The organism is Methanosarcina sp. WH1, from assembly GCF_000970005.1.
In the GTDB taxonomy this organism is placed as follows: domain Archaea; phylum Halobacteriota; class Methanosarcinia; order Methanosarcinales; family Methanosarcinaceae; genus Methanosarcina.
Map to the genome: position 1 here is coordinate 1,703,454 of NZ_CP009504.1, position 15,238 is coordinate 1,718,691.

General features: G+C 41.0%; 12 protein-coding genes. 11 read left to right on the plus strand and 1 reads right to left on the minus strand.

The genetic code is table 11. The features are described 5' to 3' along the window. The first annotated feature begins 1 nt into the window (after position 1). The 9 genes from MSWH1_RS07570 (at position 2) to MSWH1_RS07615 (ending at position 11,454) form a co-directional block, all read left to right on the plus strand. A complete protein-coding gene (locus MSWH1_RS07570; protein ID WP_048127448.1) occupies positions 2 to 1,063 on the plus strand; it encodes an iron ABC transporter permease in 1,062 nt (353 codons plus the stop codon). Continuing rightward, positions 1,060 to 1,845: an ABC transporter ATP-binding protein gene (locus MSWH1_RS07575; protein ID WP_048127450.1), complete on the plus strand. Its 786-nt coding sequence runs from the start codon at positions 1,060 to 1,062 to the stop codon at positions 1,843 to 1,845. The genes MSWH1_RS07570 and MSWH1_RS07575 overlap by 4 nt, the downstream gene beginning before the upstream one ends. A gap of 1,333 nt (positions 1,846 to 3,178) precedes the next feature. Further along, complete coding sequence (locus MSWH1_RS07585) at positions 3,179 to 4,483, plus strand: S-layer protein domain-containing protein (RefSeq protein WP_048127454.1); 1,305 nt, start codon at positions 3,179 to 3,181, stop codon at positions 4,481 to 4,483. Between the two features lie 40 nt (positions 4,484 to 4,523). Beyond that, positions 4,524 to 4,961, plus strand: a complete 438-nt coding sequence (tsaA, locus tag MSWH1_RS07590) for a tRNA (N6-threonylcarbamoyladenosine(37)-N6)-methyltransferase TrmO (protein WP_231585506.1) — start codon at positions 4,524 to 4,526, stop codon at positions 4,959 to 4,961. Continuing rightward, positions 4,948 to 6,684, plus strand: a complete 1,737-nt coding sequence (locus MSWH1_RS07595; protein ID WP_052722772.1) for an ABC transporter substrate-binding protein — start codon at positions 4,948 to 4,950, stop codon at positions 6,682 to 6,684. The genes tsaA and MSWH1_RS07595 overlap by 14 nt, the downstream gene beginning before the upstream one ends. 131 nt (positions 6,685 to 6,815) lie before the next feature. After that, positions 6,816 to 7,799, plus strand: a complete 984-nt coding sequence (locus MSWH1_RS07600; RefSeq protein WP_052722773.1) for an ABC transporter permease — start codon at positions 6,816 to 6,818, stop codon at positions 7,797 to 7,799. After that, entirely contained in the window at positions 7,792 to 8,691 is a 900-nt protein-coding gene (locus MSWH1_RS07605) for an ABC transporter permease (RefSeq protein WP_052722774.1), read from the plus strand. The genes MSWH1_RS07600 and MSWH1_RS07605 overlap by 8 nt, the downstream gene beginning before the upstream one ends. Positions 8,692 to 8,769: 78 nt before the next feature. Further along, positions 8,770 to 10,854 (plus strand): ABC transporter ATP-binding protein, encoded by a 2,085-nt coding sequence (locus tag MSWH1_RS07610; RefSeq protein ID WP_052722775.1) that lies wholly within the window; start codon positions 8,770 to 8,772, stop codon positions 10,852 to 10,854. A gap of 228 nt (positions 10,855 to 11,082) precedes the next feature. After that, positions 11,083 to 11,454, plus strand: coding sequence for a PadR family transcriptional regulator (locus tag MSWH1_RS07615; RefSeq protein ID WP_048127460.1), 372 nt, complete (start codon positions 11,083 to 11,085; stop codon positions 11,452 to 11,454). Positions 11,455 to 11,736: 282 nt separating this feature from the next. Here the strand turns inward: MSWH1_RS07615 and tatC (MSWH1_RS07620) are convergent, their stop codons facing one another. Beyond that, positions 11,737 to 12,522 carry a twin-arginine translocase subunit TatC gene (gene tatC / locus MSWH1_RS07620; RefSeq protein ID WP_048127462.1) on the minus strand — a complete coding sequence of 262 codons (786 nt, stop codon included), beginning with the start codon at positions 12,520 to 12,522 and terminating at the stop codon, positions 11,737 to 11,739. 447 nt (positions 12,523 to 12,969) lie between these two features. Here tatC (MSWH1_RS07620) and tatC (MSWH1_RS07625) point away from each other — a divergent pair, with 447 nt between their 5' ends. Beyond that, positions 12,970 to 13,749 carry a Sec-independent protein translocase TatC gene (tatC, locus tag MSWH1_RS07625; RefSeq protein ID WP_048127464.1) on the plus strand — a complete coding sequence of 260 codons (780 nt, stop codon included), beginning with the start codon at positions 12,970 to 12,972 and terminating at the stop codon, positions 13,747 to 13,749. 442 nt (positions 13,750 to 14,191) lie between these two features. Next, complete coding sequence (locus MSWH1_RS18070) at positions 14,192 to 15,073, plus strand: DMT family transporter (protein WP_082088065.1); 882 nt, start codon at positions 14,192 to 14,194, stop codon at positions 15,071 to 15,073. Positions 15,074 to 15,238 lie beyond the last annotated feature (165 nt).

The following is a 15,238-nucleotide window of genomic DNA, read 5'->3' on the forward strand; positions in this document are numbered from 1 at the left end:
AATGTTCCAAAATGTTATTTTGGATGAATATAAAGAGGATCTGAGACGTAAGTCTTTATTTGGATTATCAGCATTCATACTGCTGATTCTCTTTATTATTTTTGCTACATTGAATGGACCTGTAAAATTAACCTATGCAGAGATGTATTCGGTGTTGGCAGGACAAATTACAAGCGGTACTGCGTACAACATCGTATGGAATATCAGGCTTCCTCATATACTGACAGCAGTTGTTGGAGGGGCAGGTCTGGCAATCTCGGGAAGCGCTATGCAGAGTGTTCTTAAAAACCCACTGGCTTCTCCTTACACACTGGGGATATCACATGCAGCAGCATTTGGTGCAGCTTTTTCAATCGTTTTCCTGGGAACCGGAACAGCTGATGGTACAGGAAATTACATTATTAATAATCCTTACGTAACTACAATCTCTGCCTTTCTTTGTTCACTTCTGTCTACATCTGTAATCCTGGCGCTGGCAAAATTCAAGAGGTCAATCTCGGAAACAATGATACTGGCAGGAATAGCCCTGGGTTCCTTATTCACAGCTGGTACAAGTGCAATACAGTATTTTGCTGAAGATACTCAAATTGCTGCAGTGATCTTCTGGCAGTTCGGGGATGTAACTAAAACTACATGGAACGAATTGGGAATAATGACAATGCTGGTGGTTCCGGTGTCCATATGGTTCACATATAACAGCTGGAACTATAATGCCTTGAATTCTGGAGATGATACGGCTAAAAGTTTAGGAGTGGATGTTGACAATCTAAGGATCAGAGCCATGGTCGGCGCATCATTAGTATCAGCTCTCATTGTATCTTTAGTGGGAATCATAGGGTTTGTAGGCCTGGTAGTCCCACATATAGTACGTAGAGTTATAGGCGGGAATGAAATGTTATTGCTTCCTTTCTCATGCATACTTGGTGGTTTACTTTTGCTTGCATCAGATACCTTTGCAAGGAATATACTTACACCAGAAGTTTTGCCTGTTGGCATTGTCACTTCTTTTCTTGGTGCTCCGCTATTCATATACTTGATTATAAAAGGTAGGGAATACTGGTGAAAATAAACATAGAAGGACTTGAATTCAGCTACAACGGCAAACCAACGTTGAAGAACATGAATTTAAAGGTCAACAAGGGAGAATTTCTTTCAATAATCGGACCAAATGGTTCTGGAAAAACCACATTTCTGAAATGCATGAACAGAATATTGAATCCAAAAAAAGGATCTATATTTATCGATAAGTATGATCTGAATAAGCTTCACAGGGAAGATATTGCAAAGCATATCGGCTACATCCCACAGGCTGAAAGAGGAGCTTTTCCTATATCCGTTTTTGATACTGTGCTCATGGGCAGAAGGCCCCATATGAAGTGGGTTCCCAAAGTAAATGACCTGGAGATAGTTTCTGATGTTATTAAAGTGATGGACTTAAGTGAATTCTCTATGAAAAACGTCAATGAACTGAGTGGCGGACAAAGGCAGAAAGTAATAATTGCAAGAGCTCTTGCACAACAGCCAAGTATACTTTTGCTGGATGAACCCACAAGCAGTCTCGACCTGAAACACCAGCTTGAAGTGCTTGACATAACCAGAAAGCAGGCAGATAATGATGTTACTGTGATAATGTCGGTCCATGATCTCAATCTTGCAGCAAGGTATAGTGATAAGATACTTATGATGAAAGATGGCGAGATATTTCATGGAGGTGGAATTGACATTCTGACTCCAGAAAATATTGAATCTGTATATGGGGTCAGTGTAGATGTAAGACATGAATCAGATCAGATGTGGATTCTACCAAAAAAAGTAATCAAAAAAAGCAAAATGCAAATAACATAATTCAGTATATAAAAATGAAAATTGAATGAATAGGAAGGTAAAAGGTTCTTTCAGAGAACCTGCAGCACCCGACGAGATGCGTAAGTCAAACAGTATAATAGTGTCGCTTAATGCCGTAACAGCAATTTCCGTTTTGGAACAAAACGTATTCTAAAGACGGTTAAATTTTTTAATATTTCATAATCGTTTTATTACACTGTCCGCAATTACAGAATGAGAATCATGAGGCATGTTTTGAATATTGACTGCAAAGAATGAAAGGAATTAAAACACAAAATTTTTTTAAAAAATTATTTAACAGATGAAAGGAATTCACAGAACAATCTCATTATTTTATCTTCTCAATCCAGAAGGTTTGAAATTATAAGGCAAGTATTTGTTGGTTTTTCTTGTAAGTGAGAGTGTCGGAATGGTCTGGGGTTTATAGCTAACCTCTAACAGTCATCGAACTCAATTCCACAAATTAGCATCACATAATATTATTAAATTTATTAACGATGATAAAAAGAGTCAAAATTTGGATAATCATGCACTTTTCCGACGTTCCTTGAATAGAAGAAATCAGTCTAAATAAAATGATTACAAAATATTAAAATATTATACTTTTGCTTGCAGACGTTTATTGCAAAAATGGGAATATCTGATTGTTTAATAGATATGATACGGACTTTAATATTTGTCTTTTGATCATCCAATTTTCTGCCAAAAGGTTCTTCATATTCTTTTCGGCCTTTAATACTCTTGAGACTTATAACAATAGTGCGTGCAAACCCTAGAAAATCGTCTAGTTGGGTCAATAAATAATTATACCCTTTTGCAACAATTTTTATCATAGATTATAGCTTTTTTATGCTCGATTGTTTGTTTGATGACATAATATTAATTTAATTAGGCACAATCCTTTATATATATCTTTAAATTGTAATTAAAGTATTTTAAAGGGATTTATTAAAGGAATAACTATTTTTATGATTCTTTATCCCAAAATAAGGAACATTATCTAAAATGGTATAAGCTCAGGTCATAAAAAGTTCCAGGAAATAATTTTAAGTTTAATAAATAATTCCCCATGTTTTAAAGTTCAGTTTGAATCTTGTTAGTTTTTGTAGTAATACTTGTTACTCGGATACATACTTCTATTAATCAGATTCATAATAAATAATTCACTATGTGTATGTTGCATATAAGTGTAATCAACATCTTTATGAAAATTACACCTGTATGGACATTTCATCTTTCAGGTTTTTCCTGTAATTCTACTGTGACTTATTTGTAACCCGTATTAATTTTGTTAAATATTCTTAGAAGATGTCCGATTTTGTGTGGTGAATTTATGAATAATGTGGTTTTAAAAACTTTTAGCTGGATACCTGTGGTCCTTGTAATTTTCCTGTTGTTCAGCTCTCCAGCACTGGCAGCTACTTCAGTTCGAGGGCTTCCTTTTGACACTAATGAAACTATGGATGATGAATTTTCCTGGGATGCTACGACTTTCGGAGCTTTTTGCTACCCGGTGAACAAGCACAACAATTTTGTGACCAAAGGCTGGGGTGAGCATCTCTACTACGAAGAAAAAGCAGGAAGTAACAGTGGTCCTCTGGGAAGTTCGTATCCCGGAAACAACGTAATCGACGACGAGGAATTAATTTACAAAACCGTCCCGTTTTCCAGCAAATATGAGCTTGTTTCCAAACTCGGACTTAGCGAGGACACAACTCCTGAGAAACTTGGCGGAATGTTCTATTACATGCTTCCCTGGTTTGGGAAACCCTATATTGCGGTTGAAAACGATGCAACACAGCTTGCAGCAATCGTCTGCAAGCAAGTCGGAAACGATAAAAAGACATTAAAAGCCGGAGAAAGCTGGGAGTTTAAGAAAGGATACAGTCTCACCGTTCACCAGGTCGATGTGGAGGGTGACAAAGTCTGGTTTTCCCTTTACAGGGACGGTGAGGAGCTTGAGTCAGCGGTTGTTAACGCCGACGGCACGGTTGAAAACCATACCTTCACAGCAACCGCAGACTTTGGGGATGCGGATGATCAGCTTTATTTCCTGACCTATGTTGATTCTGTTTTTATGGGTACGGTCGATTCTTTTGCAACCTTCAAATACACCTGGCTTATCGACAAAGATGATGTGATGCTTATTGAAGCTGACGATGAGTACCAGGGCTTTGAAGTTGAAACTGCAGACCCTTCAGGGATCACCCTCTCAAACAAGGATCCCATAAAGCTCAACCTTGATAAGGATAAAAAGACCTATTTCACGGATTCCTGGTACTTCCAGACCTCGGATGAAGGAAAGGGTAGCAGTTCGATACAGGGCTATGTTCTCTATCCGGCAATGGACGTTACTATCAAAGATGATACTGCCTCAGGATCCGAGAACTCTGAACTCGAGAAGCAGGAAAATGAAAATGAAAATATTGAGCCGGTTTCCAATTCGGAAAACCCAGGAAGCTCTTCTTCTGAAAGCAAATCAGTCTCTTCAGATATGGAATCAAAAGAATCGGCAAAGATGGAAGATGAAGCTTCCCAAAACCCCGAAGAAGAAAACTCGGAAACAAAAGCTCCTGGATTTGAGATCTTGCTTGCCGTTTCAGGAATTTTTTCAGTTTTCCTGTTGAAAAAGAAATGATATTTTCCTTTTTCCTTTAATTTTTCCTTTTTGAGGCAAAATGATGAATGAAAATATTTTGGATAAAAATAGTCTGGACTTAAAAATTGAGATGTTTCCGATAGGCTACGTTGAAAACGATTATCTGGAGCCTGTTTATGATGAAAACATTTACCGGAAGATTTCGAAGCTCATACTGAATGAAGAATTTGTAGAGGGGCTTCAACGGATAGAAGATTTTGAAAAACTTCAAATCCTTTTCTATTTCAGCAAATCGGAAGATTACGAACTTGTTAGGCGTCGCCGCATCGACGGAGAACTTTCAGGTGTTTTTGCTTCCCGAACTCCCCACCGTCCGAACGGGATCGGGCTGACTCTTGTAGACCTCCTGAAAGTTGAAGGTAACGTCCTTTACGTAAAAGGTCTTGACGCCATCAATGGAACGCCTGTTATTGATATTAAACCTTATACAGAGAGGTTTGACAATGATTCTGATTAAAAATCCGGGTACATTAATTCTTTTCACAGTGCTTATCTGCTCTCTTTCTCTTCCCGCGGGAGCAAATTCAGACGCCTTAAATTCAGATGCCTTAAAAATCGCAGATTCAACCGGAGACTGGGGTTATCCCAATCCTTTCGGGCACTATCCGAGAGGTCCCGGTTATCTCAGGATGAACCTGATTTTCGAAACCCTGGTCTGGAAAGATGAAAATGGTTTCATCCCTAACCTCGCCAGTGAATGGGTTTACGATGAAGCCGAAACAGCCTATATTTTCACCCTGAATAAAAACGCCACGTGGACTGACGGCACTGATTTTTCAGCTGATGACGTTAAATTTACTTTTGACTACTACAAAGAACATCCATATAAATGGGGAGATGTTTCCGTTGTGGAAAGCTGCGAGGTCCTGGACGCAGACATGGTAAAAATAAAACTTGTCGAGCCTTTTGCACCTTTCATTCATGAAATGGCGGGGGTTATTCCGATTATCCCCAAACATATCTGGGAAAATGTAAGCGATCCCGTAAGTTTTGTAGGAGATGAAGCCCTGATCGGGACCGGGCCTTACATTCTTGAAGATTATAACAGGGAACAGGGCAGTTACCTTTACAGGGCAAACTCGGATTATTATCTTGGAACTCCTGCTTTTGAAAAGCTGATGTACTTAAAGGTAAGTGACGGGCAAACAGCCCTTCAAAACGGAGATGTGGACCTTGCGCAGATCGAGCCGGAAGCTGTTTCTGTTCTTGAAGCAGGTGGTTTTGAGACTTACAGTTCATCAGGCCTCTTCAACTATAAGCTTTTGATTAACCATGAAATTGAACCTTTTTCCTCAAAAAAGTTTAGACAGGCCCTGGCTTATGCCATAGACCGCCAGGAAGTCCTGGATAAAGCTGCAAGAGGTTACGGGACTCCCGGAAACCTTGGCCTTCTTTCCTCAAGCAATGAATGGTACTCTCTTGATCAGGCTGCCTATGAATATTCCCCGGAAAAAGCCAGGGAACTCCTTGAAGGGCTTGGTTATGCACGTGAAGATAGGATGTATGTAAAGGACGGGAAAATTCTGGAAGTTGAAATCCTGACTACCCCTACAGAATCCCGGACCGCTGAAATTGTAGGGGCTCAGCTCGAAAAACTGGGGATTAAAGTTACAATCACTTCGCTTGATAAGACGGCCAAGGATGCAAGGACTAAAAGCAGGGATTTTGAACTGAGCATAAATGGGCATGGAGGTGTTGGGAGGGATCCTGAGATTCTTTATGAAATGTATACTGAAAATTTGAGTGTCAACAGTGCGCAATACACTGAAAACGAAGAACTGAACGAAAAGCTTCTTGCTCAACTCCATGAGATGGATTATGATACAAGGCTTGAACTCACTGCCGAATGCCAGAAACTCATTTCAGAGGATGTCCCCTCAATAACCCTCTACTATCCCAATTATTACTACGGTTCCAGCGGGAAAGCAGACTGGTTTATAACCAGAGGTGGCATAGCTGGTGGATTTTCCAATATGGATAACAAGATGTGTTTGCTTTCCAGGGAAGGTGAAGGGATATCCAATTCAAAAACAGGATCTCTCGGAGCTGAAACGGATACATCTCCAGCAGGCTCCAAAGCAGGACCTGACAGTTCCGAATCCGTACCTTTTTTGTCTCTTTCCCTATCAATTGCAGTACTGGGAATTGCGGGAATAATCTTCAGACAGAGGAAGAACTGAGGCTTTGATGGTATAAATGAATGAACAGAAAACCAAAATAAAATTTAAGGTATTAATAAGTTTAAAAAGTATGTAGCTGGTAGTAAAAAGTTTTGACGGTAAAAATATGGAATCAATAAAGTGGTAATTTCATGACAACCCTGATTGTAAAAAGTTTAAAAGCTAAGTTTATGCAGTACTTCGGGGCTTTTTTGGTCCTGCTGATCCTGAACTTTTTATTGCCAAGGATGCTCCCCGGAGATCCCATTGATGCTATTTACGGGGACTCGGTTGTAGTTATAACTCCTGAAATAAGGGCTCACCTGGTGGAACAACACCACCTTAATGATCCCCTTCGGGCTCAATTTTTCCACTACCTGTATTCCTGTATTACTCTTGATTTCGGTTATTCTTATTCCTACAATGCTCCGGTAAGGGAAATAATCGAAGGGGCTTTGCCCTGGACTCTTCTTCTCGCGGGGACTTCTCTTTTTCTAGCCGTTCTTATAGCCCTTTTTCTGGGGATAGAGTCTGGATGGAGGAGAGGTGGGCTTATGGACCGTTTTTTATTCAGTTTCTTTGCGGTATTGAACGGAATTCCGGGTTATTTTGTAGGAATGCTCCTGATTATTTTTCTGGCACTCAAATTTCAACTCTTTCCGATTGGTGGGGCAAAGACCCCTTATGCAGGATATGAGGGTCTGGGATATCTGCTTGATGTGGGAAAGCATCTGGTTTTGCCGATGCTTGCACTTAGCGTTACAGAACTTTCCTGGATTTATCTCCTTATGAGGGGCAGTATGCTCGGAGTTATCAATGAACCATTTATCGTTACCGGGAGGCTTAAAGGTCTGAAGGAAAGGGTTATTAAATACCGCTATGCCGCCCGAAACGCCCTTTTGCCTGTGGTTACCAGGCTGGGGATCCAGGTGGGGCAGATCGTTACCGGAGTCCTGCTTATAGAGATTGTTTTTTCCTATCCCGGGGTGGGGTTGATTATGTACAATGCCTTAATGTCCAGGGACCTGCCCCTTCTCCAGGGGCTTCTCTTCGTTCTTACTATCTGTATCCTGGGATGCAACTTCACAGTTGACCTGCTCTATCCAAAAATTGATCCGAGGGTTAATTATGCCTGAAACAGGTGTTTCAAATTTTGAAAGACTTTTATCGGGGTTATGCGGGCTTTCAAAAACCTTTTCCCGGATTAAGAGTCCAGGTTTGTCTGGTTTTGGAACTGTTGGGATTCTGATTTTGGGTTTTGTGATTTTTCTCGGGCTCTTTGCTCCCTATATTTCTCCTTTTGACCCCTGGGACTATTCTGCAATTCCTCTTGAAAAACCTTCTGATGTACATCCTCTGGGCACCAATGATATTGGGCAGGATATTTTGAGTGAACTCCTTTACGGAGCCCGAACTTCCCTGTTATTCGGTTTTTTTGTGGCTCTTATGGCGACGGTTTTCAGTGTGCTCGTGGGAGTATGCGCCGGACTCTCCGAAGGGTTTGCGGGAAAATTTTTGATGCTGCTAACTGACATATTCATTGCCATCCCTTCAATTCTCCTGATCCTGCTTCTTGCTGCTTACATTAAGCCGGATTTTCTGTCCCTTATCCTGATCCTCTCGTTTTTCTCCTGGCAGTATGGGGCAAGGGTACTTTATTCCCAGAGCCTTTCCTTAAAGGAAAGACCTTACATTTATGCAGCAAAGAATTTCGGGGCTAAAAAACTCTACCTTATTTCCCGACACCTTGTCCCGGACCTATTCCCCCTCCTTTTAAGTGGTTTCATACAGCGGATGAGGTATGCCGTTTTCATGGAAGCCGGGCTCGCTTTCATGGGCATTTCGGACCTCTCTACAAAAAGCTGGGGTCTGATGATGAATAGAGCTATGGAATTTGTATACATAGGGACCTGGAAATGGTGGCTCCTGCCCACGGGGTTTTTACTCTCCCTGACTATTCTGGGTTTTTCTTTGCTAGGTTATTTTTTGGAAGAGCATGTAGATAAAAGGCATAGAAAAATCAAATAAAATCTTAAATAAAAATCTTAGATCCTGAACCAATTTCATTGAAAAAATAAAAAATAATGAAATATGGGAGGTTGAAGTTTGCTCGAAATTAAGGACCTGACTGTTAATTATCCGGCTGAAAACGGTACTGTAAAGGCTCTGGATAGACTTTCTCTTTTTCTTTCCAGCAAGGAAAGCCTGGGAATTATAGGGGAGTCAGGTTCAGGCAAAACGACTCTCGGAAAGGCCATTATGGGTATCTGTGAGGGCAGTGTGGAAGGCATAATCAATTTTAAAGGCCAGAATTTGCTGTTTCTTTCCGGTGAAGAAATGCGGGATTTGCGCTGGAATGAGATTTCCATGGTAAGGCAAAATACCGGGACTGTGCTTAACCCTGCATATACCGTGGAACAGCAGATAATAGAACCAATACTCGAACACACAGATGCACTTCCCGAAGCCGCTCGCAAAAAAGCCTCTTTGCTGATTGAAAAAGTGGGGCTTCCAGCTGAAAAATTAAAGGCTTTTCCCAACGAACTATCAGGAGGAGAAAAACAGAGGGTAATGATTGCCATGGCCCTTTCAAATGATCCTTCACTGGTTATTCTGGACGAGCCCACGGCTTCCCTTGATGCGGTTACACGCAGGCAGATTATTGACCTGTTTTTTATTATAAAGAAAGAGTGTTCCTTAATTGTTATCTCTCATGACGTAAACACGGTTATGGGCCTGGATAAACTTGCCATCCTCTACTCAAGCAGGCTCATGGAATATGGGGCTACCGACCTCATCCTGAAATCTCCGAGACATCCCTATTCCAGGGCTCTCCTGAAATCCCATCCCTTCATGCACAGCACAAAAGACCTGCAAGGTATCAGGGGCCAGGTCCTTTATTCCTTCGAAAAATCCACAGGATGTCGTTTCAGTTCCCGTTGCATCCAGAAAACCGAAATCTGTGACAGGGAAATGCCGGAACTCAAAGAATGGGGAGACCGAATGCTTGCCTGTCACAAGGGTGGTGTGCATTCCCTTTTGAAAGTAAGCGGGCTCAACACCAATTACACTTCCAGGCACGGTGGAAAAACATTTCACGTACTGAAAGATGTTTCCTTTGAGATGAACACGGGGGACATCGTCTCTCTGGTGGGCCAGACGGGGTGCGGAAAGTCCACTCTGGCCAGGTGCCTTTCCAGAATTTTTAAGTACAATTCAGGAGAGGTCGTATTCGATGGTGTAAAAATAAACGAAATCAGGCCCATTGACTATCACAGGAAGGTTCAATTGATATTCCAGGATCCTCTGGAGGCTACAAGTCCCAGGTTAAATGTTTTAAGAATTGTAAAAGAACCCCTTGATCTTCAAGGGGTCCTGGATGAAGCCGGGAAAGTTGAAAAAGTAAAAAAGACCCTGGAGGAAGTGAGTCTTCCTTCCTCTGAAATTTTCCTCAAAAAATACCCTCACCAGTTGAGTGGAGGAGAACTCCAGAGGGTAACAATTGCCCGAGCTCTTGTAAACGATCCCTTTCTATTAATTGCCGATGAACCCACCTCTTTTCTGGATGTCAGCATTCAGGCAAAGATATTAAAACTTCTCATGGAACTCCAGAACCAGAGAGGTTTGACTCTTCTTTTTATAACTCACGATATCGCACTTGCAAGGAAAGTTAGCGACCGGATTCTCGTAATGAAAGAAGGGAGAATAATCGAAGAAGGTTCCGGGGCTAATCTTATTGCATATCCCAGACACCCCTACACTAAAAACCTTATCAAAAAAAGCTTTTCAAGATTAGGCTTACTTGAGAAAAATAATATAAAAAATGTGGAAGGTGGGGATGAATTTGAAAGAGTAACGGAAAGAGGAGATGAGTTTGAAAGAGAAGATGAGTTTGAAAGAGAAGATGAGTTTGAAAGAGAAGATGAGTTTGAAAGAGAAGATGAGTTTGAAAGAGAAGATGAATACAGGAATTCTGAAATTCCCTGTATCACCACCAGCGTAAAAAATCATGATCCTATGAAGGATTCAATACCAGTTTCATGCCAGATACCTGCAAATCCGAATACTCAGAGATTGGATGATTTGGGTGCTGTTGAGTTTGACAGCCGGAAATCCTGGGGCAAAAAAGATGTCAATAAATGGAAAAGTATCCTTAATTGTTGGATTTCAAAGATAAAGCGTTTGACGTAAAACGCATAAAAGCGGCCTTATTTATATTTGGCGTATCAAATTAAAATTACATGTTTCACGTGCCCCATTTAACAAAACCTGCTGTTGTAAAGCTTAAATATTATGGTTTTTTAATATATAACCTTAAAAGGTGTTTTGTCCTGTGATAGATGTATTGTCTTATTATTACATTTTTAGCTCACGATAAATTGAGCGTTAACTTATAATTTTCAAAAAGAAGAGTCATTTATGTCTGGTTTAAAAAATAAATCTGGTCGTCACGCACCTGCATTCATACTGATATTCTTAATGCAGGGGCCTGCCTACGGTTCTCTCATTTTTAAAAAAATGGAAGAACAAATTCCTTTCAAGCTCTTTGATAGTCCTACTCTCTATAGAACTCTTGATAAACTTGAGAAGAAAGGTATTGTAAACTCATGGTGGGACACATCGGAAAAAGGGCCTGCTAAAAAATGGTACCAGATTACGGATAAAGGCATTGAGATGTTAGGTGAATACAGGGAAGATATCATAATGAGAATTAAAGACATGGAATTTTTCCTTGAAGAATATGAAAAATACTTGGGCAAAAAAGAAACGGAACAAGACGATTTCTTTTGAACTGGAATGCCAAGGATTTCCGGTGTTTTTGCTACTTATATAATGGGCTTATTTCAGGATGTTTTTTAAATATAAAAAAAGGAAGTTAGTTATTCATAACTCCTTTTTGTAAAAGCTGGCCGCCTTTGGCGTCCGGGACAAGAATAACAGGGAGTGAACAGTTCCGGTTGTATGGGGTATAATTAAGGATTCGGAGCAGTAAAGCTCCTCTTTTTTGCTTAAAAGTGTTAGCTGGATAATACAGGGTAGCCGGGGCTTAAAAAAGAAAGGTTTTTCTGGCTTTCAAAAGAACCGGACAAGGAGCAGGCTGAACTCAAAAAGGATTACCAGTAATAGGGCTACCAGGAACTGTGCAATGAAGGTCGGGTCCGGGGAGAGAAAGAGGGAAAGGGCAAAAATCGCACTGTAGACCAGAAGCCTCTGTTTTTTTAGGGTTTCGTACTTTACAAGCCCCATTTTTACGGCAAATATCACAAGAAGGGGAGCCTGGAACACTATTCCAAAGCCTGCAAGTATTGTGGTCACGGCTGAGAGAGTATTTTGAACGGAAAGTTGGGCTGAAGCCGTGTCCCCTGAATAGAAGATAACATACCTGAACATCACAGGCAGTACAATGAAGTAGCCCAGGGCAGCTCCCAGGATAAACAGGAGGAAAGATAAAGGAACGATTTTCAGGAAAAAGCGCTTCTCATGCGGATAAAGCCCTTTGCCTGCAAACCTGTAGAGCTGATAGAATAACTGTGGGATTGAAACTGCAAGTGCAAAGATCAGGCAGAGCTTGAGGCGGGCAAATATCCATTCAAGTGGTGAATATACTGCCATATCCAATTCCGGGCTTATGAATTCTTTCCAGACAAGTAGCATCCCTTTTTCAGAGAAGGGATATGCAACCAGCATAGCCAGAAAGAGCCAGACAAAGACTACAGCAAGCCGGTTCCTGAGCTCATACAGGTGAACCGTAAGGGGTTCTTCGATATCCCCTGGAACCCCGGAAGAATAAACGTTAGTGTTTCCATTAATTTTGTTTCCTGTATCAGGGAGCTGGTTTCCGGTATTATGGGAGTTCATGGTTTTTATCTGATTTTCTATTGGTTTTTATCTGATTTTTCTATTGGTTTTTATCTGATTTTTCTATTGGTTTTTATCTGATTTTTCAGTCTAACACTGCATTTAAATAAATATATTAATATCGAAACATCTTATTACACTTATACCCCGGACTTCAATGATATTCCGAATACTCTGGGTGTGCCGGATATGCCGAATGCTCCGAATATTCTGGAGCAGAGATACTCTAAAACCATATATCCATGATATATATTTGCCGTCCTTATATTTACAGTATTTATTCGGGTATCCCCATTATCCGTCGCTGTGTTCAATAATCTTGCATTTGTTATACCCAAGCATAACAAAACATATAACAGAATAGTCAAATGGAATAATCAGTTTCTGAAGAACAATCAGTTTCTGAAGAACAATCAGTTCTTTTTATTTGCCGGATAGGTACTCCATATGTCTGAAGCAATTGAAAACTTAAGTGTAATCCTGCTAACCCTGCGAAAGAAATTGATTGTAGTTGCTGCAGTCCTGTTTGCAGGCGTTGCTCTTTCTTTCCAGTTTACGGGTCCACTTATTGAAAGGATGAAAGAGGACCTCCTGCCTGAGGGTGCAAAACTGGTTTACGTATCCCCTCTCGAAGTAATGATGTTGAAGCTCAAGCTCTCATTTATAATAGGGCTGCTCTTTGCTATTCCTGTTATTGCATTCTATGCTTATCGGGCTGTATCAAGGCGTATTTCTTTCAGAAATCCTATACAAGTTAGAAAGAGCCAGTTTTTACTCCTTAGCGTGGCTGCTCTTGTAATGTTTGCCCTGGGGGCTTCGTATGCTTACTTCTTCATGCTGCCCCTATTTCTTGATTACCTTTACCTGAACGCAGCAGGTTCAGGGGTAACTGCTACCTATTCGATCTTCAAGTTCATTTCGTTTGCAGCTGCAGGTACAGCTCTTTTCGGGCTGATATTCGAACTTCCTATAGTACTCACCTTCCTGACCCGGAACGGTTTTGTACAGTACAGTACCCTTGTGGCATACCGCAAGCATATTTATATTGTCTTCCTGGTGGTGGGGGCTGGCATCACCCCTCCGGATGTCCTCAGCCAGATCATGGTTGCAGTACCCATGATACTCTTTTTTGAGATAAGCATGGTTTTTGTGAGGATACTTGGAGTAAAGAATAAGGTCTCTCAGCCTGATTCTTCATCAGCACCCAGAGCTTCGGGAAGAAGCTAAGCATCCAAGAAGGAAAGACAAAAGACAATTGGAAACAGGAAGCAAGCAAGAAAAGAAGTAGATAATTGTTATGCCGGATGAAGGTGTGCGGATCAAAGGGGATAGGCGTGTTTGGGGGTGATGTGATGATGGTTGGGAAACTAACCCAAACACGCCTCTATTTCTCTTTTTCCGCACTCGCCTATCCATTAATATTTTTGTTTTGACATTATTTAATGTTATCTAATCTATCTTATAATAATGACTTTTTACTTTTCAGAGCATGAATCGCGTACCTGAAGACTGGTGGTTTATGCCAATTCATAATGAAGATTTAATATATTTTGTAGAAATTTTTGTATTTTATACTAAAATTTCCCTTTACATCTCCAGGAGTGTCCCGGAATACTTTCAACCCGTTCGGGAAAGCCTTATTTAAACTAACCCCTTATTTGCAGGGGTCATGGAGCCCAGATACATAAGAGCAAATGCCCAGGTTATTGCCGCATCGGTAATCTATGGGTTTGCAGGCATCTTTTTCCTGTACATAAAAAACATGGCTGCAGGACCTGTTGTTTTTTGCCAGCTTCTCCTCGGTTTTCTGGTTCTTGCAGCTTACCTCGCAGCTACCGGGAAACTCTCAGGGATCCGGCTTCGAGGAAAAAGAAAAGCCATGTTGCTGCTAGGGGTATGGCAAGCTGGAGTCATGCTTTCCTATTACACGGCTGTGAATTTTACGAACGTTTCAATGTCTGTGCTTTTGCTTTATACGGCTCCTCTTTATGTCCTGCTGATTGCCCCTGTCATCCTTAAAGAAAAAATCAGCACAAAAAACCTTGCAGCTCTTACACTCTCCCTTACAGGTGTGGTAGTTGTTGTGGGTCCCACAAGTCTTGTTTCCGCCACGGCAGGCGCAGGATATCTCTACGGTGTACTGATGGGGCTTTTTTCAGGTTTTTTCTATGCCTGCATAATTATGACCTCCCGTTACCTGAGAGATGAGTACTCAGGCATGGAACAGCTTTTCCTTTCAACAGGCGTGACCCTTGTGATCCTTTTTCCCTTTATGCTGCAGATATCTTCCGCAGCCCTGCTTGAGAACCTGCCTGTCCTTCTCTTTCTTGGGGTAATGATAACTTCTCTTGGTTCCATTCTCTATTTCACAGGGCTTGAGCATGTAAAAGCCCAGAATGCAAGCATAATATCCCTGCTTGAACCCGTAAGTGCCATCTTTTTTGCCTATCTAATCTTAAACGATCCCGTATCCCGGGCAACCCTGCTCGGATGTTTACTTATTCTTGCAAGCTCTCTCCTTATGAGCCTGGAAAACGAAAGCAAAACCTGAAGGTGTAAACAAAACTGAATAAATATCGAATTAAAAAGTGACTGGTGGGATTAAGAGAGTATTTTTCGGGCCAGGTAGATATTTGTCTATGGATTTATTTTCTCTAAATAGGGGCATTGGTGGTTCTTTTGTTATTTTCTTGCTTGATGGCAAGCCGGTTTCATC

Coding starts and splice junctions, on each gene's coding strand:
- tatC (WP_048127464.1), top strand. CDS start 12,970: ATGTCTGAAGCAATTGAAAACTTAAGTGTAATCCTGCTAACCCTGCGA.
- MSWH1_RS07600 (WP_052722773.1), top strand. CDS start 6,816: ATGACAACCCTGATTGTAAAAAGTTTAAAAGCTAAGTTTATGCAGTAC.
- MSWH1_RS18070 (WP_082088065.1), top strand. CDS start 14,192: ATGGAGCCCAGATACATAAGAGCAAATGCCCAGGTTATTGCCGCATCG.
- MSWH1_RS07570 (WP_048127448.1), top strand. CDS start 2: ATGTTCCAAAATGTTATTTTGGATGAATATAAAGAGGATCTGAGACGT.
- MSWH1_RS07585 (WP_048127454.1), top strand. CDS start 3,179: ATGAATAATGTGGTTTTAAAAACTTTTAGCTGGATACCTGTGGTCCTT.
- MSWH1_RS07615 (WP_048127460.1), top strand. CDS start 11,083: ATGTCTGGTTTAAAAAATAAATCTGGTCGTCACGCACCTGCATTCATA.
- MSWH1_RS07605 (WP_052722774.1), top strand. CDS start 7,792: ATGCCTGAAACAGGTGTTTCAAATTTTGAAAGACTTTTATCGGGGTTA.
- tsaA (WP_231585506.1), top strand. CDS start 4,524: ATGATGAATGAAAATATTTTGGATAAAAATAGTCTGGACTTAAAAATT.
- tatC (WP_048127462.1), bottom strand. CDS start 12,522: ATGAACTCCCATAATACCGGAAACCAGCTCCCTGATACAGGAAACAAA.
- MSWH1_RS07595 (WP_052722772.1), top strand. CDS start 4,948: ATGATTCTGATTAAAAATCCGGGTACATTAATTCTTTTCACAGTGCTT.